The organism is Candidatus Nitrososphaera sp. 86-2, assembly GCF_056726185.1.
In genome coordinates, this window is sequence record NZ_JBWZON010000001.1 from 1,778,150 (window position 1) to 1,802,077 (window position 23,928).

At 53.8% G+C, this 23,928-nt stretch carries 37 protein-coding genes and 2 tRNA genes; 22 read left to right on the forward strand and 17 right to left on the reverse strand.

Annotation, left to right across the window (positions count from 1 at the left end; all coding sequences use genetic code 11):
- Window positions 1-10 precede the first annotated feature (10 nt).
- A complete protein-coding gene (locus ACYOR7_RS10610; RefSeq protein WP_294806874.1) occupies window positions 11-685 on the forward strand; it encodes an adenylate/guanylate cyclase domain-containing protein in 675 nt (224 codons plus the stop codon).
- Between the two features lie 35 nt (window positions 686-720).
- On the opposite strand, the gene ACYOR7_RS10615 is transcribed toward ACYOR7_RS10610, so the two are convergent.
- Window positions 721-930: a hypothetical protein gene (locus tag ACYOR7_RS10615; protein WP_294806871.1), complete on the reverse strand. Its 210-nt coding sequence runs from the start codon at window positions 928-930 to the stop codon at window positions 721-723.
- A gap of 92 nt (window positions 931-1,022) precedes the next feature.
- Here ACYOR7_RS10615 and ACYOR7_RS10620 point away from each other — a divergent pair, with 92 nt between their 5' ends.
- Entirely contained in the window at window positions 1,023-1,622 is a 600-nt protein-coding gene (locus ACYOR7_RS10620) for a hypothetical protein (RefSeq protein WP_479913914.1), read from the forward strand.
- A gap of 17 nt (window positions 1,623-1,639) precedes the next feature.
- Here ACYOR7_RS10620 and ACYOR7_RS10625 read toward each other — a convergent pair whose 3' ends face one another.
- Window positions 1,640-1,963, reverse strand: coding sequence for a DUF2024 family protein (locus ACYOR7_RS10625; protein WP_294806865.1), 324 nt, complete (start codon window positions 1,961-1,963; stop codon window positions 1,640-1,642).
- 78 nt (window positions 1,964-2,041) lie between these two features.
- On the opposite strand from ACYOR7_RS10625, the gene ACYOR7_RS10630 reads away from it, so the two are divergent.
- Together ACYOR7_RS10630 and ACYOR7_RS10635 are read left to right on the forward strand one after the other, a co-directional pair.
- A complete protein-coding gene (locus ACYOR7_RS10630) occupies window positions 2,042-2,848 on the forward strand; it encodes an AN1-type zinc finger domain-containing protein (protein WP_294806862.1) in 807 nt (268 codons plus the stop codon).
- Between the two features lie 53 nt (window positions 2,849-2,901).
- Entirely contained in the window at window positions 2,902-3,546 is a 645-nt protein-coding gene (locus ACYOR7_RS10635) for a cysteine hydrolase family protein (RefSeq protein ID WP_479913915.1), read from the forward strand.
- Window positions 3,547-3,624: 78 nt separating this feature from the next.
- On the opposite strand, the gene ACYOR7_RS10640 is transcribed toward ACYOR7_RS10635, so the two are convergent.
- Both ACYOR7_RS10640 and ACYOR7_RS10645 read right to left on the reverse strand, forming a co-directional pair.
- The gene (locus tag ACYOR7_RS10640) at window positions 3,625-3,858 is read right to left on the reverse strand and encodes a TRAM domain-containing RNA chaperone (protein WP_075055557.1); all 234 of its coding nucleotides are present in this window, start codon (window positions 3,856-3,858) and stop codon (window positions 3,625-3,627) included.
- 40 nt (window positions 3,859-3,898) lie between these two features.
- Window positions 3,899-4,828 carry a PHP-associated domain-containing protein gene (locus ACYOR7_RS10645; protein WP_294806249.1) on the reverse strand — a complete coding sequence of 310 codons (930 nt, stop codon included), beginning with the start codon at window positions 4,826-4,828 and terminating at the stop codon, window positions 3,899-3,901.
- 161 nt (window positions 4,829-4,989) lie between these two features.
- Between ACYOR7_RS10645 and ACYOR7_RS10650 the strand changes: the two genes are divergently transcribed.
- A complete protein-coding gene (locus tag ACYOR7_RS10650) occupies window positions 4,990-5,400 on the forward strand; it encodes a hypothetical protein (RefSeq protein ID WP_294806251.1) in 411 nt (136 codons plus the stop codon).
- On the opposite strand, the gene ACYOR7_RS10655 is transcribed toward ACYOR7_RS10650, so the two are convergent.
- Window positions 5,380-5,592 carry a hypothetical protein gene (locus ACYOR7_RS10655; RefSeq protein WP_294806255.1) on the reverse strand — a complete coding sequence of 71 codons (213 nt, stop codon included), beginning with the start codon at window positions 5,590-5,592 and terminating at the stop codon, window positions 5,380-5,382. The genes ACYOR7_RS10650 and ACYOR7_RS10655 overlap by 21 nt on opposite strands.
- 100 nt (window positions 5,593-5,692) lie before the next feature.
- Here ACYOR7_RS10655 and ACYOR7_RS10660 point away from each other — a divergent pair, with 100 nt between their 5' ends.
- Entirely contained in the window at window positions 5,693-5,887 is a 195-nt protein-coding gene (locus ACYOR7_RS10660; protein WP_294806258.1) for a hypothetical protein, read from the forward strand.
- Here the strand turns inward: ACYOR7_RS10660 and ACYOR7_RS10665 are convergent.
- The 5 genes from ACYOR7_RS10665 to ACYOR7_RS10685 form a co-directional block, all read right to left on the reverse strand.
- Window positions 5,884-6,042 carry a hypothetical protein gene (locus ACYOR7_RS10665; RefSeq protein WP_479913916.1) on the reverse strand — a complete coding sequence of 53 codons (159 nt, stop codon included), beginning with the start codon at window positions 6,040-6,042 and terminating at the stop codon, window positions 5,884-5,886. The two genes, ACYOR7_RS10660 and ACYOR7_RS10665, sit on opposite strands and share 4 nt — an antisense overlap.
- A gap of 10 nt (window positions 6,043-6,052) precedes the next feature.
- Window positions 6,053-6,250, reverse strand: a complete 198-nt coding sequence (locus ACYOR7_RS10670; protein WP_294806260.1) for a hypothetical protein — start codon at window positions 6,248-6,250, stop codon at window positions 6,053-6,055.
- A gap of 53 nt (window positions 6,251-6,303) precedes the next feature.
- The gene (hflX, locus tag ACYOR7_RS10675; RefSeq protein ID WP_479913917.1) at window positions 6,304-7,371 is read right to left on the reverse strand and encodes a GTPase HflX; all 1,068 of its coding nucleotides are present in this window, start codon (window positions 7,369-7,371) and stop codon (window positions 6,304-6,306) included.
- Between the two features lie 4 nt (window positions 7,372-7,375).
- Window positions 7,376-7,552 carry a hypothetical protein gene (locus ACYOR7_RS10680; RefSeq protein ID WP_479913918.1) on the reverse strand — a complete coding sequence of 59 codons (177 nt, stop codon included), beginning with the start codon at window positions 7,550-7,552 and terminating at the stop codon, window positions 7,376-7,378.
- Between the two features lie 134 nt (window positions 7,553-7,686).
- Window positions 7,687-7,760, reverse strand: a tRNA-Val gene (locus ACYOR7_RS10685).
- A gap of 89 nt (window positions 7,761-7,849) precedes the next feature.
- Here ACYOR7_RS10685 and ACYOR7_RS10690 point away from each other — a divergent pair.
- The 4 genes from ACYOR7_RS10690 (at window position 7,850) to ACYOR7_RS10705 (ending at window position 12,158) form a co-directional block, all read left to right on the forward strand.
- Complete coding sequence (locus ACYOR7_RS10690) at window positions 7,850-8,869, forward strand: DNA-methyltransferase (protein ID WP_294806265.1); 1,020 nt, start codon at window positions 7,850-7,852, stop codon at window positions 8,867-8,869.
- A 28-nt stretch (window positions 8,870-8,897) separates the two neighbouring features.
- Window positions 8,898-9,629, forward strand: a complete 732-nt coding sequence (gene bluB, locus ACYOR7_RS10695; protein ID WP_479913919.1) for a 5,6-dimethylbenzimidazole synthase — start codon at window positions 8,898-8,900, stop codon at window positions 9,627-9,629.
- A gap of 48 nt (window positions 9,630-9,677) precedes the next feature.
- On the forward strand, window positions 9,678-12,050 hold the full coding sequence (locus ACYOR7_RS10700) for an HD domain-containing protein (RefSeq protein WP_479913920.1): 2,373 nt from the start codon (window positions 9,678-9,680) through the stop codon (window positions 12,048-12,050).
- Window positions 12,051-12,083: 33 nt separating this feature from the next.
- Window positions 12,084-12,158: transfer RNA gene (locus tag ACYOR7_RS10705), tRNA-Arg, on the forward strand.
- Here ACYOR7_RS10705 and ACYOR7_RS10710 read toward each other — a convergent pair.
- Window positions 12,127-12,549 (reverse strand): winged helix-turn-helix transcriptional regulator, encoded by a 423-nt coding sequence (locus ACYOR7_RS10710; protein ID WP_294806273.1) that lies wholly within the window; start codon window positions 12,547-12,549, stop codon window positions 12,127-12,129. The genes ACYOR7_RS10705 and ACYOR7_RS10710 overlap by 32 nt on opposite strands.
- A gap of 82 nt (window positions 12,550-12,631) precedes the next feature.
- Here ACYOR7_RS10710 and ACYOR7_RS10715 point away from each other — a divergent pair, with 82 nt between their 5' ends.
- Complete coding sequence (locus ACYOR7_RS10715; protein ID WP_294806277.1) at window positions 12,632-13,009, forward strand: VOC family protein; 378 nt, start codon at window positions 12,632-12,634, stop codon at window positions 13,007-13,009.
- Window positions 13,010-13,025: 16 nt separating this feature from the next.
- Here the strand turns inward: ACYOR7_RS10715 and ACYOR7_RS10720 are convergent, their stop codons facing one another.
- The gene (locus tag ACYOR7_RS10720) at window positions 13,026-13,349 is read right to left on the reverse strand and encodes a hypothetical protein (RefSeq protein WP_294806280.1); all 324 of its coding nucleotides are present in this window, start codon (window positions 13,347-13,349) and stop codon (window positions 13,026-13,028) included.
- Between the two features lie 37 nt (window positions 13,350-13,386).
- Window positions 13,387-13,890 (reverse strand): HEAT repeat domain-containing protein, encoded by a 504-nt coding sequence (locus ACYOR7_RS10725; protein WP_479913921.1) that lies wholly within the window; start codon window positions 13,888-13,890, stop codon window positions 13,387-13,389.
- Window positions 13,891-13,990: 100 nt separating this feature from the next.
- On the opposite strand from ACYOR7_RS10725, the gene ACYOR7_RS10730 reads away from it, so the two are divergent.
- Genes ACYOR7_RS10730 through ACYOR7_RS10745 form a run of 4 tightly spaced genes read left to right on the forward strand, consistent with a single transcriptional unit; the run spans window position 13,991 to window position 16,802 of the window.
- Window positions 13,991-14,452, forward strand: a complete 462-nt coding sequence (locus ACYOR7_RS10730; RefSeq protein WP_479913922.1) for a hypothetical protein — start codon at window positions 13,991-13,993, stop codon at window positions 14,450-14,452.
- Between the two features lie 36 nt (window positions 14,453-14,488).
- Entirely contained in the window at window positions 14,489-15,304 is an 816-nt protein-coding gene (gene tatC, locus ACYOR7_RS10735) for a twin-arginine translocase subunit TatC (protein WP_479913923.1), read from the forward strand.
- Between the two features lie 26 nt (window positions 15,305-15,330).
- Window positions 15,331-15,666 (forward strand): twin-arginine translocase TatA/TatE family subunit, encoded by a 336-nt coding sequence (locus ACYOR7_RS10740; RefSeq protein ID WP_294806288.1) that lies wholly within the window; start codon window positions 15,331-15,333, stop codon window positions 15,664-15,666.
- Window positions 15,667-15,704: 38 nt separating this feature from the next.
- Complete coding sequence (locus tag ACYOR7_RS10745) at window positions 15,705-16,802, forward strand: formate--phosphoribosylaminoimidazolecarboxamide ligase family protein (RefSeq protein ID WP_294806291.1); 1,098 nt, start codon at window positions 15,705-15,707, stop codon at window positions 16,800-16,802.
- Window positions 16,803-16,815: 13 nt separating this feature from the next.
- Here the strand turns inward: ACYOR7_RS10745 and ACYOR7_RS10750 are convergent, their stop codons facing one another.
- Window positions 16,816-17,235, reverse strand: a complete 420-nt coding sequence (locus tag ACYOR7_RS10750; RefSeq protein ID WP_294806293.1) for a bifunctional nuclease family protein — start codon at window positions 17,233-17,235, stop codon at window positions 16,816-16,818.
- A 94-nt stretch (window positions 17,236-17,329) separates the two neighbouring features.
- Between ACYOR7_RS10750 and ACYOR7_RS10755 the strand changes: the two genes are divergently transcribed.
- Window positions 17,330-18,163, forward strand: coding sequence for a hypothetical protein (locus tag ACYOR7_RS10755; protein WP_294806296.1), 834 nt, complete (start codon window positions 17,330-17,332; stop codon window positions 18,161-18,163).
- Here the strand turns inward: ACYOR7_RS10755 and ACYOR7_RS10760 are convergent.
- On the reverse strand, window positions 18,143-18,799 hold the full coding sequence (locus ACYOR7_RS10760; protein WP_479914472.1) for an HAD family hydrolase: 657 nt from the start codon (window positions 18,797-18,799) through the stop codon (window positions 18,143-18,145). The two genes, ACYOR7_RS10755 and ACYOR7_RS10760, sit on opposite strands and share 21 nt — an antisense overlap.
- An 80-nt stretch (window positions 18,800-18,879) precedes the next feature.
- Here ACYOR7_RS10760 and ACYOR7_RS10765 point away from each other — a divergent pair, with 80 nt between their 5' ends.
- Together ACYOR7_RS10765 and msrA are read left to right on the forward strand one after the other, a co-directional pair.
- Window positions 18,880-19,041 carry a hypothetical protein gene (locus tag ACYOR7_RS10765; protein WP_479913924.1) on the forward strand — a complete coding sequence of 54 codons (162 nt, stop codon included), beginning with the start codon at window positions 18,880-18,882 and terminating at the stop codon, window positions 19,039-19,041.
- A 53-nt stretch (window positions 19,042-19,094) separates the two neighbouring features.
- Window positions 19,095-19,556 carry a peptide-methionine (S)-S-oxide reductase MsrA gene (gene msrA / locus ACYOR7_RS10770; protein WP_479913925.1) on the forward strand — a complete coding sequence of 154 codons (462 nt, stop codon included), beginning with the start codon at window positions 19,095-19,097 and terminating at the stop codon, window positions 19,554-19,556.
- A 26-nt stretch (window positions 19,557-19,582) separates the two neighbouring features.
- On the opposite strand, the gene ACYOR7_RS10775 is transcribed toward msrA, so the two are convergent.
- Entirely contained in the window at window positions 19,583-20,071 is a 489-nt protein-coding gene (locus ACYOR7_RS10775; protein WP_479913926.1) for a hypothetical protein, read from the reverse strand.
- Between the two features lie 506 nt (window positions 20,072-20,577).
- On the opposite strand from ACYOR7_RS10775, the gene ACYOR7_RS10780 reads away from it, so the two are divergent.
- Both ACYOR7_RS10780 and ACYOR7_RS10785 read left to right on the forward strand, forming a co-directional pair.
- Window positions 20,578-20,760 (forward strand): hypothetical protein, encoded by a 183-nt coding sequence (locus ACYOR7_RS10780; protein ID WP_479913927.1) that lies wholly within the window; start codon window positions 20,578-20,580, stop codon window positions 20,758-20,760.
- Between the two features lie 55 nt (window positions 20,761-20,815).
- Window positions 20,816-21,670: an SDR family oxidoreductase gene (locus ACYOR7_RS10785; protein ID WP_294808548.1), complete on the forward strand. Its 855-nt coding sequence runs from the start codon at window positions 20,816-20,818 to the stop codon at window positions 21,668-21,670.
- A 68-nt stretch (window positions 21,671-21,738) separates the two neighbouring features.
- On the opposite strand, the gene ACYOR7_RS10790 is transcribed toward ACYOR7_RS10785, so the two are convergent.
- Complete coding sequence (locus tag ACYOR7_RS10790; RefSeq protein ID WP_294808551.1) at window positions 21,739-22,119, reverse strand: hypothetical protein; 381 nt, start codon at window positions 22,117-22,119, stop codon at window positions 21,739-21,741.
- A gap of 609 nt (window positions 22,120-22,728) precedes the next feature.
- Between ACYOR7_RS10790 and ACYOR7_RS10795 the strand changes: the two genes are divergently transcribed.
- Entirely contained in the window at window positions 22,729-23,250 is a 522-nt protein-coding gene (locus tag ACYOR7_RS10795) for a hypothetical protein (protein ID WP_479913928.1), read from the forward strand.
- Between the two features lie 34 nt (window positions 23,251-23,284).
- Window positions 23,285-23,836 carry a hypothetical protein gene (locus ACYOR7_RS10800; RefSeq protein WP_479913929.1) on the forward strand — a complete coding sequence of 184 codons (552 nt, stop codon included), beginning with the start codon at window positions 23,285-23,287 and terminating at the stop codon, window positions 23,834-23,836.
- Window positions 23,837-23,928 lie beyond the last annotated feature (92 nt).

The following is a 23,928-nucleotide window of genomic DNA, read 5'->3' on the forward strand; positions in this document are numbered from 1 at the left end:
TGTTTTGATATTGTCCAGTGGCGACCGCGACGACCAGTACAGGACCCACACCGCGGCAGAAGCCGGGGCCGAGCATGACACGAAGGAAAAGCAGCAGATAGACCTCCTGCTCCAGTTCTTTTCGTCCACTAGGAACTATTGCGTCGGCATCGTCGACATGGTGGGCTCTACCGCCGCGACCATGAAGATGGCGCCGGACAAGGTCAGCCGCTTTTACGGCATTTTCCTAAATGGCCTTGCAGAGGTGGTTTCCCGCAACGGCGCAGTCGTGGTCAAGAACATCGGCGACAGCCTGCTGTACTACTTTCCTGCGACGGAGTCCGGCGAGGTCCTGGCGTTTGAGCAGGTGTTGAGGTGCTGTTTTGCCATGATCGAAAAGGGCCCGCAGCTGAACGCGCTCTTGGAAAGCGAGGGCCTGCCGAGAATAAAATACAGGATAAGTTGCGAGTACGGCGCCGTGGTGGTGGCAAGGATGTCCACGTCGTCCGTAAACGACATCTTTGGCTCTCCGGTCAACATGTGCTCCAAGATGAACCCGCTTGCGCCGCCGTGCGGAGTCGTGATAGGTCAAGGGTTGTATGAAATGGCAAAGAACGTCCCCGGCTATGCGTTTTCCGAGGTAAAGGGCGCGCCCATGTTTTCAGAAACGGGCTACAGCCTGTACATTGTTGATATGGCGGCCTAAAAGTCTCTGCGGGCCTCTGCATATTTTTTGCGCAGTCAGCCGTGCGATATTACTATGGCAGTCTTGCAGAAGGGGCATCTGGTCATGTCGGGGTCTACTAGCTCGCCCTTTTTGTCGTACAGCTCGACAGAGCCGTCCGGGGTGACCCTGACCATGTTCTTTTCCTTGGCCCCTGCCATCTTTGTGCAGCACCACGTAAAAGTATAGCGCACGGATTCAGGTTTTTTCGTTATTGCTACGTGCAAGACAAAATCAAGCTCTAGGGTTTTTGCTTATTATCTTTACTATGTAAGAAGATAAACTGTTTTTACAGATGTCTTGGAAATGTACGCATATCATGGAACCGGCATCAATCATTCAGAGGACTGTTGCCGAACATGCCGTGTCAAGAGAGGTTCCGCCCAACAGGAGAGAAGAGATTCTCGAATACCTAAAGCTGTTTGGCTACAAGCCGGACAGGACCATAATCCAGGTCCACATCACGGGCTTTTTCAACAAGAAAGGCGGCTCTGCCCCAAGAGAAGCCGCAAAAAGGGAAGCCGCTGCAAAAAGGTACGGCGGGACCACGTTTGTAATAGTCGGAAGGACGCACGACCCGGCGATAATGGAGCAGGTGATAAAGCCCAGAAAAAGCGCCAGGGACGCAAGCCCCGGCTACGTAGGCTATTTGTGGCAGAACCGCGACCAACAGCTGAGGCCGCCCCATGAAGTGATACCGCTCGACTTTACGCCCGTGCACATGTCTTATCCGAAGGACTGGAAGGACGCGTTTGCGACAAAGGGATTCCTGCTTGCGATGCACGTCCCAAGCTCGTTTGCAAAGGAGAAAAATAGCTTGACAAGGGCACTCTACCGCCTTGGCAAGGGTGCGGATGCAAAAGAGCAATGGACGTTTCTAAAAGAGCTGAAAAATTTCGGGTTCAAGCAGCAGGAATAAAGCGCTTGTACTACCAGCTAGTTTGGCTTTGGGCAGCCTTCCATCGGCCAGATGAACACTTCTTTTTCGGGAAGCTGCCACAGCTCGTTTGAATAGAGCGAGGTGTCGTCGATGTGGCAGCGCTCGCACATGTTCACCATCAGGTTGCTTGACTGCTTGCCTATCAGCTTCAGGAACTCCTTGGCGTACTCCACCGCCTGGGCGTCCATGTCCTTTGGGACTTGTCCGGCGTTGGACTTGTCTGTCGGGATAAAGACGTCAAAGTGGAGCTTGCCCCCGTCAGCGTACGTGTTGTACACTACGACCTTTTTGCGTCCGCCGTGGTACGGTTCAAGTTGCATATGCCAAGAGTTGGAAGAGACGGCTTTTAATTTTTTGGCCGGCGGTTTTTATCTTGGAAATGCACATATTCTTCATAGTTGGAATGCGGGATATGCGGTAGGTGGGAGGAAGAGAAGCTTTCGTTCCGATGCCGTTACTGCAAGGGCTACTTTTGCTCGGAACACAGGCTCCCCCCCAACCACAACTGCCTGTTCATAAACGACTTTATGCGCCAGCCTGAAAGGGACAGGGAGTTTGTAGAATACGTGAGCGGCATGGGAGGAGGGCTGGGCGAGCGGGCCGCAAACGTCGTGAAAAATACCGTATTTCTCAGGTTCTCAAAGACAGAGATAGCCCACCTTGCCATAGGCATGGCGCTTGTAGCAGCCGTCGGCATGTCGATGTTTGGCTTTCGCTTCCAGCCAGGATACATAGCGATATTTGTCAGTGCGTTTCTTCTCCACGAGCTTGCGCACAAATTCCTTGCCCAGTTCTACAGGGCATGGGCGGAGTTTCGCGTAATATTTTTTAGCGCGCTTTTTACCGCGGTGTCGGCCATGCCGTTCTTCCCGTTCAAGTTCATAGCGCCTGGCGCCGTGTTCATAAGCGGATCCGTGAGCGAGCGGAGAAACGGCAAGATATCGCTCGTGGGCCCGCTCACCAACGTGGCGCTTGGCGCCGGCATGCTGCTTGCGTTCATGTTGTTTTCAGACTCGCAGCTGCTTGCGCTGGGCGCAAGGTTCAACGCGTGGATAGCCATCTTTAACCTGATACCGTTCATGGGCCTTGACGGGCAAAAGATATTCGCGTGGAACAAGATTGTGTGGGTGCTTGCACTGGCCGCATCGGCGCTCCTCTACCTCGCAGTAGGATTTGCATCCGGCAGGGGCCTCGGATTTCCCTAGCCAGAGCATGGAGCTTGCTTAACTCTTTTTAATCGAGCTTGCATCTATAGGGCATGACCACCATCAGGGGCCACAAGATTAACCCTGCCCTAGTAGTAATCGACGTGCAGAACGGCTTTGTAAGCAAGGGAGGCTCGTACGACCTCCTCGGAATGGAGACTGCGCACTACCAGCAGGTCATCCCGAAAATAGCGAGGCTCATCTCCCTGTGCAGGGACGCCGGCGTGCCGGTATTTTACACCCAGGCCGTGAGAGAGAAATCCGGGATAGACCTGCTCACGAGATCGCACAGGATCCTGCCAAAGGCAAGAGAGGAGAGGATACGCAAAAGGCCAATATGCGTCAGGGACACGTGGGACGCAGGAATAGTCGACGAGATAAAGCCGGCGCCGGAAGACCATATCGTAGTAAAGAGAAGGGATTCGGCTTTTCACGACACCGAGATAGGCGTGTGGCTCAAGAGCCTCAATGTTGACACGCTCTTGTTCTGCGGCATCGATACTTCCATCTGCGTCGAGACCTCACTCCGTGACGCGTTCAACAACGGCTATGACGTGGTGCTGGTGTCAGACGCCACAGCATCAGGCAACCGCAAGCATTTCGAGTCGACGCTGGAAATAGTGAAGGACTATTACGGCTTTGTCATGGAAATCGACGAGCTTGCGCGTTCGCTTCCTCCTCAAAAGCAGGTGCAGTAGCAAAAGAGCGAGTAAAGATGGGATGAAAAAAGTGTGGCACGTTGCTTTGGGCAATTGCCACGTTTTTGTTGGTCGTGATTATTGTGCGATTTCTGCTGTGGCGAACCTGTTTCCTACGTTGGTGATCTTTACCTTGACCTTCTGACCGACCTGGCCGCCCGTAACAAAGATCACGAATCCCTGTACTCTGGCAATGCCGTCGCCCTTTCTGCTCGTTTCAGTTATCTGCACTTCGTATTCTTTACCTGTTTCCACAGGCTTTGGACCGTAGCTGCCGCCGAAGCCGCCACTCCCACGTCTCTGGTATGACATTCGTTGGCGTAAAGTGGGCACGATTGTAATATAAAGGTGGCTATGGCAGAAGACTCATCTTTATGAGTTTTGCCCACTGCCTGTTGGAGAACACGTGCGGGCTGTGGCCCTTCATGTTCACCTTTTCAGAGACACGCCTTGTCAGGTAGAGTGAGAACGCGGCCACCGACCGCCAGAGAGGGCTCTTGTAGTTCCCGAGGTACGAGTCAAGCGCCCACTTTACTATCCAGTGCAGGCGCGGGTGGCTCTCAAGGGCGTGCTGGAGCAAGAGCTCACGTGAGCTCTGCATGATGTAGTAGGCGTGCTCGTACAGCTCGTCATGGGAGGCGTATTCCCTGCACGCCACCTTTACCTTTCTGTGAAGCATGGCATCAAGCATAGAGTCAAGGTTGTTTTCTTCTGCCTCCACAGTGTTGACGCACTTGCCAAGGGTGGTCAGGACATGCGAATCGCTTCCGGCCACTTCGGGCATCGAGTTATCGTGCGCAAACTTGCTTGCGACAATGTTGGAAAAGCGGTCTACATTATTGCTGTTGAACGACTCTATCATGTCGCACAAAAGCGCCTTTTCGCGGATGCCGTTGGACACCGCAAATGGGTGGGCGGCGCACGACACCGCGCCCTGCCTCCTTATCTCGTCAAGCGTCTCGCCAAGCGTCATGCCGGGCCGGATGGTCCGGTGTATGCCGTAGGCAAGCACGTGGCCCCCGGTGTCTATCGTCACCTCCTCGGCAGGGAAGATGGCGATTTTCTGAAATTTTGAGTGGTTTGCCTGGTACTCCAGTATCTGGCGGTAGCCGTCAAGCGTGTTGTGGTTTGTCACAAACAACACATCTATCTGCCTTGCAAGTGCGGCCTCTAATTGTGCCGCCATCTCGACTCCGCAGTCAAACGGGATGCGTGCAGACCCGTTTTGATGGTTCGAGAAGGTGTTGTGGCAGTGGAGCTCCGCGTTCAGCACCCTAGTCATACCAGCAGTATCACGTCCTTGGAGCAAGTAACGGCGTTACCACATAAATATTACGCTATTGCAATAGCGAGAGCCGGCAGCGTGGCGTGATAAAGCTTTGTCTCAAGCAAGAGCGCCCATCCATTCAGGTTATATGGCGTGCGCTACAATATACTATCGTCTTGACTCAGAACAGCTTTCCCATGAAAGACTGGCACGTCAAGCACATGGAAAAAACAATAGTCAAGTACGTGAGCGGGCTTGCCCCAGACGCCTCTGCATGGGAGTGGAAAAACCACATGAAGTACGTCAACTTTTCAAACACTTGCAGGCAGATAGACTATGACATCAAGCACGGCGTCACAAGCGAACAGGTGGTGTCTTTTCTGGGCAAGGTACGCCACAACGCGTCATATTCCAAGGTCAGGAAAAACGACGGCTCGATGGACAGGCTCGTAGAGGTAGAGAAGTACTTCCATGAAACTGTCAGGCAAGAGCTGCCGCAGCGCAGGCAGGCCAAGATCCGCGGCAGCGGCAGGGTCGCCGGAAACCGCGTTGCGGCCAAAAACAGGTCAAGACAGTTTTTGACCTAGCTTGTACCGCCGGACTATTTCCTTGTCTATCTCTTCGTGCTTTATCTCTTCTCCCCTTCTGCCAGGCGTCTTCATCCCCTGCTGGTTCACCTTCTTCCTTTCGTCTTCCAGCTCGTCCTGTCTTTTCTTCCGCAGCTCCTGGGCATAGTTTTCCCGGAATACCTGCTCCGCATCGGTGTCTATTGTTGCCATACTCTGCTACTACCCACCGCTACGGTTAGAGCCAAGGACTGATTAGCCTTTCTATTTGCATGAGATAGTTTGATAAGCAGGTTCTGCTACAACGAATATCGTGGCCGAGCTTATTGTCGAATCGTACCGGAACTCGACCGTGAACACCATACTTGAGGACATTGGCAGGAAATACAAGATTGACACGAAACGCGACTGCCTGCAGGTTGACAGCATGGTAGAAGAGATCAAGTTCAAGTACAGGACGTACGGCGAGTGCGTCAAGATGCTGTACAAAAAGGCAGGCATGGCCTAGGTTCTGACTTTCATCAATGTGACATGGCCGATTGTGCAGCCGTCGCTCCCCTCCAGGTGCGAATGTCTAAGATCTTTTGCCTGCTGTTCCGGGAGCTTTTCAGTCGAGATGTAGCCGCATTTTTTACAGACTACGATATAGCTCCAGCTTACCACTGCGGCCTTCTCACTCCAGCGGCGCAAGCTCTTGGTTGCGGCCTTTTTGTGCGGCCTTTTGCTCTGTCATTTGCTGCGGGAAATACGTGATCCCATGGTCTATCTTTAGGTGGCTGAGAAATGCCACGCCGTTGTTCACTGTGTCCTTGACTATGAGCGCGCGGCCGCAGATGCTGCATTTTATAATGTGTTCGTCAGATGCTACCAAGACTGCCCTATGATGTGCAAGGCTCCCTAATAAGGCAGATTGCATGGCATGCGTCAAGCACGCTGCAGCCGAAAGCCCGCCATTGTCTTTAGCTTGTGCACGCCATAGCCGCTTGCCGACGATATGGCGACAGGGTTTGGCACTTCGAGGCTTGTGGCAAGCTGCGCGACTAGCTCTTCCGAGCCCAGCTTGTCGTATTTCGTGAAAACTACCGCGACGCGCGACCTGTCCACCTTTAGCTCGTCAAGCACCTGCCAGCAGGCCCGGTACTTTATCCGTATGTCGTGCAGATCCTCTGAAGCGTCTACCAAGAGCAATATCAAGTCGGCTGCAAGCGACTCTTCAAGCGTCGACTTGAACGCATCTATCATATAGGTCGGAAGCCTGCTGATAAAGCCGACAGTGTCGGTGAGAAGAGCCTCCCTGCCCCCGATCTCAAGCACCCGCGTCGTGGTAGAAAGCGTCGTAAACAGGCTGCTTGCAGTCTGCTTGTTCTCGTTGGCAAGCAGGTTGAAAAGCGTGGTCTTGCCAGAGCTCGTATATCCTACCAGCGAGATTACATGCATCCCAGTCTTTACCCTCTGCTGGTGGTAAAGCTCGCGCTTTTTCCTTGCCTCGTCCAGCTTGTCCTTGACAAACGACATGCGCCTTTTCAGGTCTCGGAACTTGACATCGACCGTGTATTCGCCCATGCCGCCCTTTCCGGCCCGCTCGCTTCCAGAGGTCAGTTTTGCGTTTTCCCGCACGCGTGGCATTTCGTATTTTATCTCTGCAAGCTCGATCTGCAGTTTGGCCTCAGTCGTGGTTGCCCGGGAATAAAAGATGTCAAGTATGAGCCGCTCGCGGTCGATTACCTGCACGCCAGTCAGTTTTTCAAGGTTGTATATCTGGCGCGAGGTGAGGCGCTCGTCGACTATTACCTGTTCCGCGCCGGACTCTTTCACGAACTCTTTTATCTCTTCGGCTTTGCCCGAGCCCACGCCATACTGCGAGTGGTTGAGGTACTTTTGGGTAAAGACTGCGATGCTCCGGCGGTCGGCAGAATCCACCAGGCTTTTTGCCTCCTCAAGGGCAAAGCTGTCGGGATACGCCACGAGCACTACCTTTCTTGGGTTTGCCAACTATTCATGACCAGTCCATATAGTCTTGCAGGACGTATTCGTTCGCGTGCCCCCTAGAACACGTGTGAGAAGAGTCGTTTTTTGTGGCGGTTGATTTGAAATCGGCGGTGCTCCCTTCAGGGACGTACAGGCCCGGGAATACTTCGCCGCAGGTCTTGCACTTTAGCATGAGCATCGGCATCAGGCATCCCCAAAGATGAAAGAATTTCTCACGCATGTGTTGTGCCAGCCCCGCTTAAGAACCTTCAAGGTCATTCTAGCTGACGACACGAGGAGAGAGATATAGCTGCGCAGACACTTTTAAGATGAGAAAAGTGGGCGAGGCGTGATTTGAACACGCGACCACCTCGATGTCAACGAGGTATCATACCGAGCTAGACCACCCGCCCGTACGCCAACTACCTTTTCCGCCCAAATATATTGTTACACATTTTGCAGGAAAGGTTAAGAATCACGGCACGCGCTGTTAAAACGAAATTTGGCCGGCGATCCTTTCAGGGTGCTGCAGGGCGACGCCCGAGATGTTGCAAGGGGCCTTGAGCCCGGGACGTTCCGGGCGATAATAACGTCCCCGCCGTACTTTGGCCACAGGCACTATGGTCTCGACGGGGGCGAGATAGGGCAGGAGCGCGACGTTGAAAAATACCTTGACGCGCTAGAGGGCGTCTTTGTGGCGTGCAAGAGGCTGCTTGCAGAGGATGGGAGCCTCTGGATAGTGATAGGCGACACGCGCCGGCGCAAGGAAAAGCTCCGGGTGCCCCATAGGCTCGCAGAAAGGCTGGCAAGGGCGGGCTACAGGTTCCGCGAGGACATTATCTGGTACAAAAAGAACAACATAAGCTCCAGCTCGAAGGACAACTTTTCGCAGGCGTACGAGTACGTGTTGTTCTTTTCAAAGGGTGCGCGCTCGTACGCGGACCTCGACGCGGTGAGGGTGCAGGGCAACGAGGCAGTAGAGGGCAGGAACAGGGTCCCGCCAAGAGAGATGGTGCAGTTTGCGCCTGAAAATCCCGACAGAAGGGAGATAGAGCGCATCGCAAGGATAATCCATGGCGCGACGGCAAAGACGCCGATTTCAGAACTGCCAAGCACCGCAGAAATTGCGCGTGCCCACGGCTATGACCCGGAAAAATTCTGCCCGACGTGTTACCGCAAGTTCAAGAGGCACGCGACCCGGCGCAGGATAGGCGACCACAGGCACTACCCCATATTTGCGGTGTGCAACCCAAATGGCAAGAATCCCTCAAACGTCTGGGAGATAGCTACGAGGGCGCATTATGGAAACGAGCACTTTGCCATATTTCCAGAAGAGCTCGTGGAAAAGATAATCCTCTTTGCCACCAAAAAGGGCGACTCTGTGCTCGATCCGTTCTGCGGAAGAGGAACCACAGGAATCGCCGCGGTGTCGCTTGGGCGCACGTTTACAGGCATCGACCTTTACAGTGAAAACGTCGACAGGGCTGCAAAGAACATTTTGCAGGCGCAGCAGCAAATCTAATAACCGGTGCCGTGAAGCACTGACACACTTGGCAGAAGGTGATTATGCGCTTTCCGGCCCTGAGAAGGAGGGCCTGTACAAGGCGATATTTTCAAGGAGGGACGTGAGGTCGCACTTTGTGCAAGAGAAGGATGTCCCCGACGATGTGCTCTTGCGCATACTGAACGCCGCGCACCACGCGCCGTCTGTCGGCTTTTCGCAGCCGTGGAACTTTATACTGATAAAGGATAAAGAGACGCGCAAGGAGGTAAAAGAGTCGTTTGAGCGGGAGCGGGAGCGCTCGATAAAGATGCTCGAAGGCGACAAGGAGAGGCAGGAAAGGTACTCCAGGCTAAAGCTTGAGGGGATAATGGAGTCGGCGCTCAACGTCTGCGTCACTTATGACCCGACGCGCTTTGGGCCGTTCGTGCTCGGCAGGACTTCAATCGAAGACACGGGCGTCTACAGCGTCTGCTGCGCGATTCAGAACCTGTGGCTTGCAGCGAGGGCCGAGGGCGTCGGGGTCGGCTGGGTCAGCATACTCTCAAACGAGGACCTTGAGCGCATACTTGCGATACCGGCGCACGTCAAGCCGGTCGCATACCTGTGCCTCGGCTACGTGGCCGAGTTTGCGCAAAAGCCGGACCTAGAGCGCGCAGGCTGGCTCCCCAGGATAGACCTTTCAAAAGTGGTGTGCTATGAACGGTGGAACAGGCACGAGTCGGAAAAATGGTCGGGCCTGTGCGACGCGGTTGGCAGACTTGCTCGAAATAATATATAGATGGACAGACCGCCATTGAAAATATACCGGCAGGCAGGCACAGACATATTGGGCTCAACACCGGGAGGTAGCTTCTCTGGCGCATCTTGCAGCCATGCGTACGGTCGGCGTAACAGTGGCCTGCCGTTCAGCCTCTACTACCACGACATTGCGCGCTGGCTGTTCATCCTGCTTCTCTTTTCCGGCCTGCTTTCGACCGGCTGGTTCGGCATACCGCTCACCCCCAAGTACTTTATCGGGACCGTCGACATTGTTTCGGGCATTTTCGCCCTGTTCAGCGCGCTCGGCACCATCTGGGGCATCATGGCGTACAGAGAATTCACAAAGTCGGCAAGCGCTGTCATCGAGGCAAGGCTTGCCGCGCGCAGGCTCGACCCTTCCATAGGCGACTATGAGTACAAGTCGTACAACCCCCTGACGAGGGAGTACGAGGACGGCTTTGTGCCGTCCGGCCCGGTGGATTTCTGGGATAAGGAGACGACGGTCCCGGCATGGATGGACAAGGGCAAGTACTGGCACATACTGCTGTCGCTTCAGAACCCCGGCCGGGAAATACGGCTGCAGGTTGTCCGGGATAGAGACTTGCCGTTTGGAAGCGGGATGCGAAACGTGGCAGTCACGTCAAAGGACCAGAGCGACGAGGGAAGGATAATGAACCGCTACATAGTCAAGGTGCCGCAGTGGCTCGTCATGAACACGGAGCGCCGGCGCTTCTCAGGGCACGAGGCCGAGGGCTCTGAACTGAGCGCGCTCATTTCCGACGTGAACAGAAAGATAGTAGCTGCCACAAACGAGGTCGCCGGGTGGGAGCGCCTGCGCGTGCGCTACCCGTGGCGCTTCATGACGTTTGTAATATACCTGAACAAGAGCCTGCCACTGCGCATCGTCTACAGGCAGGTCATACGCAACTTTCCCGGCGCAAAGGAGCGCAAGGTCTACGAGACAAACGCCAACCTTGCAAACGTGGGCGACGACGAGCTGGCTGCGTCGATAATGGAGCTAGCGCAAAAGAAAAAGATCCCGCCGGCAAGGATGGCGCAGGTGCAGACGCTCATGCGCTTTTTGAAAAACGCGTACACCCGGCAGGGCCTGGGCGAGGGCGCAAGCGAGTACCACAATTTCCACCACTCGCTTGAAGTGGCGTACGTAGCGATGCAGCTGCTCCCCGACTATTTCAGGGGACACGAGTTTGGCCCAAAGGACTATGAGCTTTTGCTGGTGGCCGGACTCTTGCATGACTACGACCCCGCGCAGGAGCTCGGCGCAAATTCCGGCAAGCCCAAGGGCCCGAGCGCGGCGAGGACCATCGAGGAAGTGCAAAGGACCAGGATACACGACGCGTACTTTACCATGACAAACGCCGAGTTTATTGACTATTTCCGGCAGTACGGGTCGTCGTCGCTCCAGCCGCCGGAGGATTACGCCACCACGCACCCGGAGAGGGTCAAGTCCGACTGGACGCCGACGGAGAGCCTCGTAATCGAGACGCTCATCTGGAGGACAGACTTTCCGTTCTTCAAGCAAAGGCTTGCGCAGGAAAAGTATTCCGCACTGCTTTCGCAGCTAAAAGACAATGGCAAGGTGAACCTGCTTGCAGAGGTGCTCTGGCTTGCGGACCTTTCCGTGACGTACATGGTCTCAGACCCCGTCAGGGCATGGGACAGGGTGAACAACCTCTATGACGAGTTGTTCCTGCCAAAGCTGGAAGCCGTGTCGAGGACTGACGCGTTCTTTGCAGACTTTGCGGACCTGCCTCTGTACAGGGAGCTTCTCGCCCAGCGCGGCTTTCCCGATGTTTTCCGGCGGCGGTGGAACCTGATATACCAGTTCTTCCACGAGGGCAATCCGTCGACACCTCTCAACCGCACCATAGAGATGGCGCGCAAGATTTACTTCAAGGTGAACATGGAACTCGACATGAGGCAGGGTGAGATGCTGCAAGAGATAGCATCGAACAACTGGTCAGAGTATTTCATCGGCATAGGAAAGGACCAGGGCGAGGTCCTCAAGGCCAAGTCGAGGCTTGCCGAGCTTGACCCGCAGAACGCGTCGGCGTTCTGGGGCGACGTGCAAAAGCTGCTACCTTCAATTCCCGACGGCGCCATCGACAACTTTTTGATGGTCATGCCAAGCCGCGTCGAGCTGCTTGACACTGAGGAAGAAAAAGCCAAGGTAGAGACGATGTTCTCCATCCTTGTCAAAAAGCTCGCCCAAGCTGGCGCAGTCAAGGTGTTGACCGACATCAACGGAAACGACTCGCAGTTTTTGGAGTTAATGTCGGCGGCAGACAGGGCGGGCCTTGCTCCCTCTGACACGGGCAAGCAGTATTTCCCGCCGGGCTGGGCCGACCCCGACTTTGCAAAAGACCCCCGCATAATCACGCTTGCGCCAAAGCCGGCGGCCGAAGCGACGAAGGCTTAAAATTAACGCGACCGTGGTTGAACATTCAAGCGGGGGCTCGTAGCTCAGCATGGACAGAGCGAACGCCTCCTAAGCGTTAGGTCGTGGGTTCGAATCCCACCGGGCCCGCTTGTTGTTTGTACAAATCTTCAAGCGTCTTGGGCGTTCCGTCCTTGCACACTTCCTGCGGGTAATGCTGCATCGAAAACAGCATCAGCTGGTCAAGCACCGGCTTGAGAGCAAGGCCCCTTTCAGTCAGGAAATACTCTATCTGGACAGGCGTGCCGGGGTGCACCCTGCGCTCCACCAGCCCGTTTTTCTGCATCTCTTTCAGGCGCTGCGAGAGCGTCTTTGGGTTGATGCCCTCGATTGTCAGAAATTCGTTAAAGTGTCGGTGGCCAAGGTGCATCATATTACGCATGAGGAGCACCGTGAATTTCTTGCCGATTATCTGGAACGTGTAGTTTATCGGGCACTGCTTCAAGTTCTGCATTACCGCAGCATAATCGACCGTGGACAACTTACTCCGCCTTCACCTACTTACCTCATCGACACCTGCCAATTAAAATATTACTTTATTATATCTGCTATCCAGAAGTAACATGGCTACAATAGTCCACTTTGAGATACCCGCAGACAATATCGAGCGCACAAACAAGTTCTATGGAAATCTGTTTGGATGGAAGATGGAAAAGATGGCCGGCCCGATGGAATACTGGACATTTCGCACCACCAACGACAAGGGAGAGCAGATCATCGGTGGCGGCATCATGAAAAGGCAGATGCCTGATCAGGGAATAATAAACTACATAGGCGTGGACTCGGTCGACAAGTATTCAAAAAAGGTGCAAGAACTTGGAGGCAAGGTCAAGGTCCAAAAGACAGAGGTCCCGGGGTTTGGATGGTTTGCCGTATGCACAGACACAGAGAACAACACCTTTGCCTTATGGGAGGCAAACCCGCAGGCACAGCACCATTGAGAGACGCTAAATAAGACTAGACGCCGGCGAGCTTGGCGTTTCCGTACAGACGCGCCTGGTGGACCTCGCTTATCTCCTCCCGGCGGTGCCGGCGCCTCTCGACCACGTATCCCGACGCGGAATGATAAATGATGACCATGTCCTTTGGGTAAAACGACAGCATCTCGTGGTTTTCACTGTCAGAGGCCATGTGGCGCAGGTGTATGCGCTCCCAAGCAAACAGCTCGTCCACCTTGCCTCGAAAGTGGAAGGTGCTCCCGCACGGGCACTGGGTGTCGCGCCAGCTGCCGCCAATGTTGTTGAGCCACTGGCTCCCTTCCTCCCCCTCTTGCGCAGCCATGTATTCCTTGTATACAGGCAGGCGCCGTTTTATATTGTTAGCCGCCAGTCATGCGGGTAAAGTCGTTCTTCCTGTTGACCGCCTTGATGTAGTCGAGGTTCGCCAGGGCGACCACTGCCGAGTCGCGCACCTCCTCGCTTTCGTCATTCTCCAGGGCGTCGTCCAGCGTCTTTCTTGCGTCCTCCGAGCCGATTACGCCGAGGGCCACCGCGGCCTCGTGGCGCACGAAAAAGCTCTTGTCCTTTTTCACGGCGTCGGCAAGCGGCTTTATCCCGCTTGAAAAGCCTAGCTGGCCAAGCGAGAACGCGGCCTCGTGGCGCACCAGGTCGTTGTCGTCGTCCTTCAACACCTTGCTTATCGGAGTCACCGCCGACTCGCCGGCTATCTCTGCCAGTATGCACACGGCCCTTGTACGGACCACGCTGTCCGGGTGCGTCAACAGTTTCTTGAAATATATAACGTTCTTTTCGTCAAACTGCGCCTCCATCTCCTCGAATAGCTTTATCCTCTCAATGCCAGGTGATTGTTTTTTGGCCGCCATGCCCCATGTGTGCAGGCAGGACCCTTTTATTTTTTGTCAGGTCTGTCTGGCGCGAGACGTTATTATAATCCCGCAGGTTACAGATGCGCCGTATATCTATATGCGCGTAAGGTACTGGCGTCTTGGCATCACCGACGTTCTGGATTCGGCGTACCCTGCCGAGAAGGCGAACCACTGGGACATCAAGTGTATGCAGGGCGAGTACGAGCACTTTGGGGTGTTCTGGTACCGCTACGGAACGCCGTTTGACAAAGAGCCGGTGCACGGCGTATGCTTTTACTTTAACGATGTGCCCAAAAAGACGGTCGACGACCTGGCCGCATTCTTGCAGGGCAAGTTTGGCGGGCAGCTGCTGTACAGGCAGGCGAGAGGATTCTTGCAGGGGTCAAAAGAGTTTGCCGACGGCAAGGCGGTGGGCATCCTGGCAAACGAGATTTCCCTGAAATTCAACGCGCCCGTGGAATTGACCCTAGAGTTTGAGAAAGCCACCAAGGAAGAAGTCGACAGTGAGGCGTGGAAGCTTCCGGCTGGAAAGGCGCTTCCGATACCGGGTCCCGACTAAAATATATTCCACAGACGATCACTCTAAGGTGAAGCAATGGCGTCAGAGATGACCCTGTTTGAGCACTTTAACGAGCTTCGCGCTCGCATAGTGCGCATGGTAATCGCCGTCATCGCCATAAGCATCTTCTGCATGTCGTTTGGCCTAAAGCCGACAGAGTATGCGGGCATACAGCTAGCATACCCCTTTCCGGACACGATACACAACGTCTCGTCCCAGATAATGCTCTACATGCAAAAGAGCCTCATCCCTACAGGAGTCACCCTGGTCCAGACTGCGCCGGGGCAGGCGTTCTTTGCGCAGGTGTACGTCTCGATGCTTGCAGGGGTCATTGGCGCCATGCCGGTCATCGTCAAAGAGATAGCAGGGTTCATCTCGCCGGCGATAAGCCCAAAGACAAGAAAGTCGATATCCCACGTCGTCATACCGGCGATTGCCCTCTTTGCCGCCGGCGTGGTGTTTGCATACCTTGCGGCGGTGCCGTTCGTGCTCCAGTTCCTCTACCAGTATGGCGAGGCGATAGGCGCGGTGGCGCTGTTCAACGTCTCGGATTTCATCTCGTTCGTGCTCCAGTTTCTCCTCGGCTTTGGCATCGCCTTTGAGCTCCCGGTCCTGATGTACGGCATCTCTCTCACGGGCGCCATGTCGCCCTACTTTTGGCGCAACAACTTTCGCTATGCCATCATAGTCCTCGTGATATTTGGAGCGGTGATAACACCCGACGGTAGTGGCATCACGATGTGGTTCGTGGCCGGCCCCATGATAGCCCTGTACCTGGCGGGTATGGTGGCAGTCGAAAGCAGGGCTAAAAAGCTTGAGAAGGCGGCAAGATTGGCACCTAATAACACTTAAATTCTTAATATTTACATACTCTTTTGATGTCTGGAGGACTTTCAAGCCTCATAATGCAGTTCGGTGGCCTAGGCGGCGCTGAATGGATATTCATCATAATAGCTATTGTGGTAGTATTCTTTGGGGTCAAAAAGATCCCCGAGATTGCAAGGAGCTTTGGCAAGGCGTCAGCAGAATACGAGAAGGCCAAGATAGAGGCCAAGCGCGAGCTCCAGCAATACAAGAACCAGGAAAGCAACAGGGTGGGCAGGGAAAAGCTGGAGGAGATCGCAGACTCGCTGGGCATCAACTACACCAACAAGAACGACGACGAGCTGAGAGCAGCGATCGACATCGAGCTGAACAAGACCTCGAAAAAGTAAGCAAGGCTTTTTATTACAATCTTTTTGTTTTATAGCCGTTGATCGGCCCGCAGCAGATCGCATCGGTTATAGACCGCTACGACCCGAGGGACGTCACCATCGGCACCATTGGGAGCCATTCCGCCCTTGAGGTGATGGACGGCGCCAAGGACGAGGGGATGAAGACGATCTGCATCTGCCAGAAGGGCAGGGACCTGCCGTACCGCAGGTTCAAGCGCCTCGCCGACGAGATAATAATCCTTGACAAGTTTTCCGACATACTGAACCGCGAAAACCAGGAAAAGCTGCGCGAAAGAAACTGCATAATGGTTGCGCACCGAGCGTTTACCGCTTATCTAGGCTACGACAATATCGAGAACAACTTTAAGGTGCCAGTGTTTGGCAACAGGTCGCTCCTGAGGGCAGAAGAGCGAACTGCGCCGAGAAACCAATATTACCTCATAGAAAAGGCGGGCCTGCGCCACCCAAAGATATACCGCAAGCCGTCTGACATCGCCGGGCCGGCCATGGTCAAGGTACAGGAGGCAAAGCGCAAGCTGGAAAGGGCGTTTTTCATAGTCACCTCGTACGAGGACTACAAGAAAAAAGCCAAGCAGAAAATCGAGCAGGGGGTGGTGAGCAAGCAGGACCTCGAAAACGCGGTGATAGAGGAGTACGTTCTGGGAACATATTTCAATCTCAACTTTTTCCACTCGCCCCTGACAGGCGAGACAGAGTTTCTTGGCATCGAGCGCAGGCTGCAGACCAACCTCCACGACTTTGTGTCCATCCCGGCAAAGCAGCAGATGGAAATGGACATACAGACGCAGAACATCGAAGTCGGCCACACGCCGGCGAGCATACGAGAATCGTTGCTGGAAAAGGTGTTCGAGATGGGCGACAAGTTTGCGGTGGCGGCAAGAAAAGAATACCCGCCGGGGATAATCGGCCCGATTTCGCTCCAGAGCGCAGTCACCACCGACCTTGATTTCGTCGTTTACGACGTTTCTCTCAGGGTGCCGGGGAACCCAATAATGGCGACTACGAGCCCGTACACGAAATACTATTACGGCCATACTATGGGTGTCGGCCGCAGGATTGCCATGGAGATAAAGAATGCCGCAGCACAGCGCAAGCTGCGCGATATTGTCACCTAGCTAACTGACCAGACTAGTGCTCAAGCGCCTCTTCAAAGAGGCCTTTTCGCACCTTTATGGGCGTATCATAGTATGAGGCAAGCGCGATGGAATCAGATGCGCGGTAGTTGCGGAGCACTATCTCGCCCTTTCTCCCCTGAAAGTACAGGTTTGCCCGCAGGACCGTCCCGCTCTGGTAGACGCGGACCTCCGTCAGCATGAGGTCGGCCATTGCGGCAATCTCTTCCACGAGGTTATAGATGGTCGGAATTGCGCCCTTGTCCCCTTCCTGAAAGCGCGAAATGTGCCTTGCCACCTCTCCGGAGAACGCCCGCATTGGAAACTCGCGGCCATCTTCTGCCTTTAGTATGACCACTCCTTCAAGCCCCACCTGGTCGACGAACCCGACGTAACTTATCCTTGCGCTAACATATTCGTCCTCATGGCCGAGCATGACAACAGTGTATTTACAAAACTGGGAATTAAGGATTTGCGGGCGACGACGACGATAGGATTTAATTTGAATCATGCTATCCTGAGCACTGTATATGAGCTGGCGGGCCATGCGTGAAAGTGGCTACAGGATGATGTTCACAGGCCTGTTTTCGCTTGCAATCGCGTTTATCATCTATTCCCGGCTGACAGGCACGTCCAACGATTCTCCTGTGCAGGCATCGCAGCTGACCGGCCTTGCGTACGCCATCCTTGGCATCACCGCCGCGTCGCTTGCCGCGGCTATGTACGGCGCATACACGATTTTCCGCGCAGAGCAGGCGCGTACAGCAGGCGGAAGCAGCCTTGTGTCGTTCGTCACGGGCGCCTTTTCGGATGGGAGATACTGGCGCATCATGGCCGTTTCCGCCATAGTCTATGGCATATTCTTTGCGTTTCTATCCCAGATACTAGTCTACCGGCCCGACGTTTCGTTTGCAGAGCGCGGGATAAAGGTCCCGTCGACCGACCTGATACCGTGCTGCAGCGCCCCCGGATATATGCCCATGTTCACCGCGTATTTCACAGACCACTTTTTGCTCCTAGTCATCCCGGTCAACGTCATCCTCGCTGCAGTCGTGTCGGTGATGGTCGGCTTTAACGTGGCGCTCAGCGTCTATGCGTACAGGCTCAGGCAGGCGGTGCAGGGCAGGACCTCCATAGTAGGAGGCATCGGCGCCGCAACGGGGTTGTTTGTAGGCTGCCCTACCTGCGCAGGGAGCATGATCTCTGCGGTGCTCGGCCTCGGCGCTATTGGCGCCGGCGCAAGCACGAGCGCGCTAGCGTCGTTCCAGACGCTGTTTATAGCCGCAAGCCTGCCCGCCCTTGCGTTTGCGCCGTTTCTGCTCGCAAGGAGCATAAGGTCCATCTCAATGTGCGGTGCCAAGTAGGCGCGCCACTTGCATCATGTCCTGCTTGCGCACCACGTTTTTCGTGGCACTTGAAATGTCGTCGTCTTTTGGCATGAACGCAATCCCGGTGCCGGCGCGCCTTACCATGCAAATGTCTGCTCGCGTGTCGCCTATTGCGGCCGTGTTTTCCAGAGACACGCCAAACTTGGCTGCATATTTTTCAAGGTGAAAGCGCTTGCACACCGACAATTTGCACGCGCACCCAATTTCCTGCCAGCCAAGCGGCATCTGTACGTTGCCGGTTATCCTGTCTCCTGCAAATTCCAGCTCGTTTGCCGCAACAAAGTCCATCGACAGCCTGTCTGCAATCACAGATGCGGCAGTAGCATAGCTGTCGGTTATTATCCCCACCTTCCAGCCCTGCTCCTTCAAAAGCGAGATTGCGCGCTCACAGTTTGCGGCAAGCGGAATCGATTCTATGGCTGCAAGAACATCCCGCCGGGTCAGGCCGGAAAAAAGAGCGGCTATCGCCTTTGTCCTTTCATAGTTTGCAAGCCCGCCGTCTGCCTGGACTGCCCGGACCTGGCCTTCAAGCCCAAAGCCCTCTGCAAGCGCAAGGACGAGCCGGCCGTCAAGGAGCGTGCCGTCCATGTCAAAAGCCGCAAGTCGCGCCATCACGTTCTGTGTTGTACTAAACCATTCTAAACCTTTTTGGAAAGCAGTTTATTACTGCCCATACAATTGCAGATATAGCAGTGCAGGACAGAAAGTACCAGAAGAAAAAGGCCGCTGTTGAAAAGTTTGTAAAAAAGAACGGATCTACGGATCATTCTGTGATACTGAACAGCATTGATGTCGACTATGACACGCTGATGCGCATCCTGTCAGAGCTCAGAAACGAGGGCAGGATTTCCTGAATTAGACGCAATGTGGAAAAAGGCTTAATTTTCCATCCTGTTAAATAGAAGATGTGAAGGCTACTTTTGGCATGGGATGCTTTTGGTGCTCCGAGGACGTCTTTGGCCGCGTCAAGGAGGTGAAATCGACTGCTGTGGGCTACATGGGAGGCAAGGTCGAGCGCCCGACGTACGAGCAGGTGTGCACCGACAGGACGGGCCATGCAGAGGTAGTGCAGGTCGAGTACGACCCTGCGCAGGTCTCGTACGAGGAGCTCCTGAGTGTGTTCTGGGCAAACCACGACCCGACTACCCCGAACAGGCAGGGCTGGGACGTAGGTGCGCAGTACAGGTCGGCCGTGTTTTACCACAGCCCCGAGCAAAAGTCCGCTGCCGAAGCGATAAAGCAAAAGCTGCAGGACTCTGGCGCGTTCAAGAGAAAGATAGTAACAGAGGTCTCGCCAGCGTCGGCATTCTGGCAGGCAGAGGAATACCACCAGAAATACTACCAAAAGTGCGGGCTAGAGATGCACTGACGGTTGTCCGTTCGTCATTCTCCAAACTACCGGAACATTAGCGAAAAAGCGGTGGCGTACGGCACGTGGACGGTGACCTTGTCCGTCTTGGCGTTGTAGACGCCGTAGATGGTGTCTATGTCCAGATTGTCGTATTTCTTGTTGAAATACTTGCTCTCGACCGCTATGTTTTTGCCCTCGACGTCGACTGAAAGGCGCGTGTTGGAGCCGTCCATCTTGGAAGGCTTGACATATATCTTGACGTCGGAGGCAACTATCTTGAAACCGATGAATTCGCGCTCAATGTCAGGTATCTTGTAGTCGCTGGCCTTGAGCTTGCCAACGATGTCGTCTTTGATCTCCTTGGTTGGGAAGAACTGGCCTGCGTCAATGTCAGCCTTGTACTCGAACAGGCCGTCAAGAAAGTTTGCCGAAAACGCGGTGCTATAGTTTTCTGCCCGAGCCTGCTGGCCGGCGTACACGGTAAGGGCAAGGACAGAAGCAAGTGCAACAGCTACTGCATCCCTAAAGAGCATCTGTGATTGACGAACGTGAGCTAGGGCTCATGTAAAATCTTTATGGAGAATTATTACACCATTCAATCTTGTGCCCTTGTTAAGGTACCGCCTACGATAAGGGATTTATAGAAAGAGGTTCAGGACTCTGTGTTGATAATCCGCCTGCCGCAGGGCCGGGAAATCACCAAAAACCATTATTGGATAAACTTGCAGCTCTTGTTTGGCCACGTCAATCTAGGATGTCATGACGGAAAAAGATTCTGCCTCTTCAAGTGCCGCGAGCATGGAATAGTGCTCAATTACGAGCTGGGGTACGAAGGCCGGCTTGATTGCCCCTTGTGTTCGCTAAAATAATAAAAAAACGCGTGTGTATGCACCTGCTTTATAGCAATTCGATTTTCGCCGCGCAACTGACTGCTACGCTTCACTAGAGGGTCTCTAAATGGTCATGATTGCAAAGCGAGTGCGAAAAAATGGCGCACAGTCTTTTCTTCCATTTGGCCGCATTGCGCGTGCATATATACATGCAATGCCGGTTTTCAGGCTGGTGCAAGTACTACGACAAGAAAGATAGTCGCTGCCAGGACGGCCAGAATGCAGTAGCATCTTGCGCAGCAGCATGGCAGTTTGACAGATACGCAAAAGGATACAAAGACATTGGGATGAACGTGGCCAATATTTTCATCGTCAGGATACACAACGGATGAGCTTTCGATATGGCGGCAGCAGTTTTGAAATAAATGCAGCTGCATCTGTACGGCCATGTCAAGAGAAGAAACTGTGCGAACGGCGGTTGTCACCGGGAGCTCTTCAGGCATAGGTTTTGAGACGTCTCTTGCGCTTGCGAAAAGCGGGTTCCATACCTACGCGACAATGAGAAACCCCGCAAAAGGAAAAGCACTTTCAGACAGGGCGGAAAAGGAAAACCTGCCGCTGCAGGTGGCAGAGCTTGACGTTGACAGCGACCAGTCGGTCAGAAACACAATCGACGGCATATTAAGGGAACGCAAAAGGATTGACGTCTTGGTGAACAACGCAGGGTTTGCCCTTGTCGGCGCGCTGGAAGACACGTCGATGGACGAGATAAAGGCCCAGTTTGAGACCAACCTGTTCGGCGCGCTGAGGGTCATGAAGGCAGTCATCCCCGTGATGAGAAGGCAGGCAAGTGGGACCATAGTGAACATAACCTCAATGGGCGGCAGGGTTGCAATTCCGCTTGACCCGATTTACCATGGCACAAAATTCGCACTTGAAGGCATAACGGAATCGATTCGCTACGAAATGCAGCCTTTTGGGGTAAACGTGGTGCTTGTCGAGCCCGGCGCGGTAAAGACGAATTTCTTTGACAACCTAAGGTTTGCGCAGGGAGCCACCAGACCTGATTCTCCGTACGCCAGGTTCATGAGCGGCTTGCAGTCAGCAGCCGCGCACATGGTACAGGACGCGATTCCCGCCCAACAAGTTGCCGAGGTGATAGCGCAGGCGGCAAGATCGGATTCTCCTCAGATGAGGTACGTCGTCGGAAAAGACGCGCAGGCAATGATCGAGGCCAAAAAAAGCATGGGCGACAAAGAGTTTGAAAAGCTTGTGGCCTCACGGTTCTTTGGAAGCCAATAGTATATTGCCGGGCCCGGCCGTGCGTGCGCCCGCCCCCTCTATAGTCTAGGCCAAAACGACACGTGCAGCTAGACATAGCTTTCCATGTCAGGGTTTGGTTCAAGGGTCGCGCTCACCTTGAGCGTGATGTATTCTGTGCTGGTAGAGGAATTTACTACCATTCCTACATAGCCCCTCCCTTGTATCGGGAGGAGCATCGTTTTTGCCATGTCATAATCAACTACTACGCATTCTACTTTCCCAAAGGTTTCTTCAGAAAGCTGTGCCGTTGCAAATATCATTGCCGCATAGTCGCCGCTGCTCTTCTTGAGCCTGTCTGAAATCTTGAATTTCTTGTCAAAAGCCTGTTTTGATGCCGCTTCTAAAACCCTGAAATTAGAGTCCATAAGGCAAACGGCCAGGATATTCTCGTCTATTGACAAGAGGTGCTGTGATGCTGTTATGATCACGGATGTCAGGGATAGAGTTTCGCACTTATAATTCTGTGGAGAATAACTTTCTAGTAAATACTAACTGTTAAATGCCGCGTGGGGTTATGCTTAAATATAATATCAAGGTCGAAAATTCGCGATTAGTTTAGAGTAAAAATTCTGATGAATAAGAGGATTGGTTGAAATTCTATTCTGTCATTCTGCATCATCATAGCGGTATTTCCATCATCAGAAGACATAACCGTAGAGTCCTACAGAGATGACCTGCATCATGTTTTTATTCAAATCAGGCAAGACCATTAGGGAGATTGCGCCAATAAGGGTAGGTATGCGTCTGCTCCTTGCCCCAAGTCGCAGAAATGTGTAAGACTGTCATGGTATTAGCTTCGCTGCGCTGCTTAGCGTCGTGGCGTACAATTCTTTCACGTACGACTTGTCTATAGCGTGGCGCTCCACACGCCTTAAGAATCATCATCCTCGATCGGTTGACGATTAGACGCTATGAAAGAAATTGGGAAAAAAACAAACAACAAAATTTCATCACAGCCTTCTAATTCTCTTGTCCTTCTCAGAAAGGGTTGGAGTATCAGAAGGTTATGGATCCTCTCCATCATAGGAGTGGCTGGGTTGGCACTGGACGCCTCTTTTCACACGCTCGCCAACGGCACGCCTTTGTCGATAATATTCGACGGGGCAGACTTTTCGACGAACCAGATAATCTTGACAACCGCGCCGGCCATTGCAACTCTCTCTTGGACCGGCCATATTACGTTCCTTACGGCATTCACGCTGCTAGGGATACTGCCTGTGCTTTTCTTTGAAAAGTCGGCGCCAGCAAGATCTAGCGACCAGGGCGGCCGCAGATGGGCTGTGCTGAAGCAAGGCCGCAACATAAAGCAGATGTGGATTATAGGGCTCATCGGCGTAGCAGGGTTGGCACTGGACGTGTCATTCCATTGGCTTCAGGACGGCGATCCGTCAAAAGTGGTACTCAACGGCTTTGAAGACCCGCGCCCGCTAGTCGCCATTCTTGCAATAAGTGCCCACATGATGTTCCTCGGTGCATTCGCGCTGCTGATTTTCCTGCCAAAGATACTCGTTTCCGCACAACACCCGCCGACGCCGACGGTATCGATGACTCCAGCGTAAAAGGGGCAAAACAAAATCTCGCAGTGTGACAGGCATGAAAAAGTTGCGAAACATTGTTGGGAATGCTGCCTTTGCACTGGTGGTTCTGGTGCTAGTTGCAGTGCCTTTGCTGCTGCAACAGCCCGGACACTTGGCGCAGGCGCACCTCCTTGGAACCATAAAACAAGTCGATAACTACCAGGTTTCATTTCAGCAAATCCCGCAGTTCACCTCGGCAGGCAAGAACACCACGCTGCACCTCTCAGTCCTGCAGGACAACGCCGTCGTAAACAACGTAAACATGGCGTTACAGATAACGGAAAAAGACTCGGGCAAAGTCGTAGAACAGATGCCGTACAAGCTCCAAGAGGTTAGCGACATCACGGTGCCCTACACATTTCAGAACAATACCAACTACGTGGTAAACCTGTTGATGCGGATGGACGACGGAAAACCAGAGCACATGGCCAAGCCGCTCACGGCGGACTTTGATGTCTCTGTGAAACCCACCTCAGTTATCCAGCCAACCGAGCTTCTTGCAGGAGCGTTGCCTTTCGCAGCGGGCCTGATTGGAGGCGTCGTCCTAGTGTTCAAAAAGGTGAGATGAAACTCCGGGCTAATTTTTTGTAGCAGAGTACGCAGGCAGACGATGATTATGACAATAATTCCTGCAGCAGCAAGAAACAACGGCCTTTTGCA

Coding starts and splice junctions, on each gene's coding strand:
- ACYOR7_RS10620 (WP_479913914.1), top strand. CDS start 1,023: ATGGAACCGGCATCAATCATTCAGAGGACTGTTGCCGAACATGCCGTG.
- ACYOR7_RS10625 (WP_294806865.1), bottom strand. CDS start 1,963: ATGCAACTTGAACCGTACCACGGCGGACGCAAAAAGGTCGTAGTGTAC.
- ACYOR7_RS10635 (WP_479913915.1), top strand. CDS start 2,902: ATGACCACCATCAGGGGCCACAAGATTAACCCTGCCCTAGTAGTAATC.
- ACYOR7_RS10640 (WP_075055557.1), bottom strand. CDS start 3,858: ATGTCATACCAGAGACGTGGGAGTGGCGGCTTCGGCGGCAGCTACGGT.
- ACYOR7_RS10645 (WP_294806249.1), bottom strand. CDS start 4,828: ATGACTAGGGTGCTGAACGCGGAGCTCCACTGCCACAACACCTTCTCG.
- ACYOR7_RS10655 (WP_294806255.1), bottom strand. CDS start 5,592: ATGGCAACAATAGACACCGATGCGGAGCAGGTATTCCGGGAAAACTAT.
- ACYOR7_RS10680 (WP_479913918.1), bottom strand. CDS start 7,552: ATGCCGATGCTCATGCTAAAGTGCAAGACCTGCGGCGAAGTATTCCCG.
- ACYOR7_RS10715 (WP_294806277.1), top strand. CDS start 12,632: ATGGCTACAATAGTCCACTTTGAGATACCCGCAGACAATATCGAGCGC.
- ACYOR7_RS10720 (WP_294806280.1), bottom strand. CDS start 13,349: ATGGCTGCGCAAGAGGGGGAGGAAGGGAGCCAGTGGCTCAACAACATT.
- ACYOR7_RS10725 (WP_479913921.1), bottom strand. CDS start 13,890: ATGGCGGCCAAAAAACAATCACCTGGCATTGAGAGGATAAAGCTATTC.
- ACYOR7_RS10730 (WP_479913922.1), top strand. CDS start 13,991: ATGCGCGTAAGGTACTGGCGTCTTGGCATCACCGACGTTCTGGATTCG.
- tatC (WP_479913923.1), top strand. CDS start 14,489: ATGGCGTCAGAGATGACCCTGTTTGAGCACTTTAACGAGCTTCGCGCT.
- ACYOR7_RS10740 (WP_294806288.1), top strand. CDS start 15,331: ATGTCTGGAGGACTTTCAAGCCTCATAATGCAGTTCGGTGGCCTAGGC.
- ACYOR7_RS10750 (WP_294806293.1), bottom strand. CDS start 17,235: ATGCTCGGCCATGAGGACGAATATGTTAGCGCAAGGATAAGTTACGTC.
- ACYOR7_RS10755 (WP_294806296.1), top strand. CDS start 17,330: ATGAGCTGGCGGGCCATGCGTGAAAGTGGCTACAGGATGATGTTCACA.
- ACYOR7_RS10760 (WP_479914472.1), bottom strand. CDS start 18,799: ATGGCGCGACTTGCGGCTTTTGACATGGACGGCACGCTCCTTGACGGC.
- ACYOR7_RS10775 (WP_479913926.1), bottom strand. CDS start 20,071: ATGCTCTTTAGGGATGCAGTAGCTGTTGCACTTGCTTCTGTCCTTGCC.
- ACYOR7_RS10780 (WP_479913927.1), top strand. CDS start 20,578: ATGCAATGCCGGTTTTCAGGCTGGTGCAAGTACTACGACAAGAAAGAT.
- ACYOR7_RS10785 (WP_294808548.1), top strand. CDS start 20,816: ATGTCAAGAGAAGAAACTGTGCGAACGGCGGTTGTCACCGGGAGCTCT.
- ACYOR7_RS10800 (WP_479913929.1), top strand. CDS start 23,285: ATGAAAAAGTTGCGAAACATTGTTGGGAATGCTGCCTTTGCACTGGTG.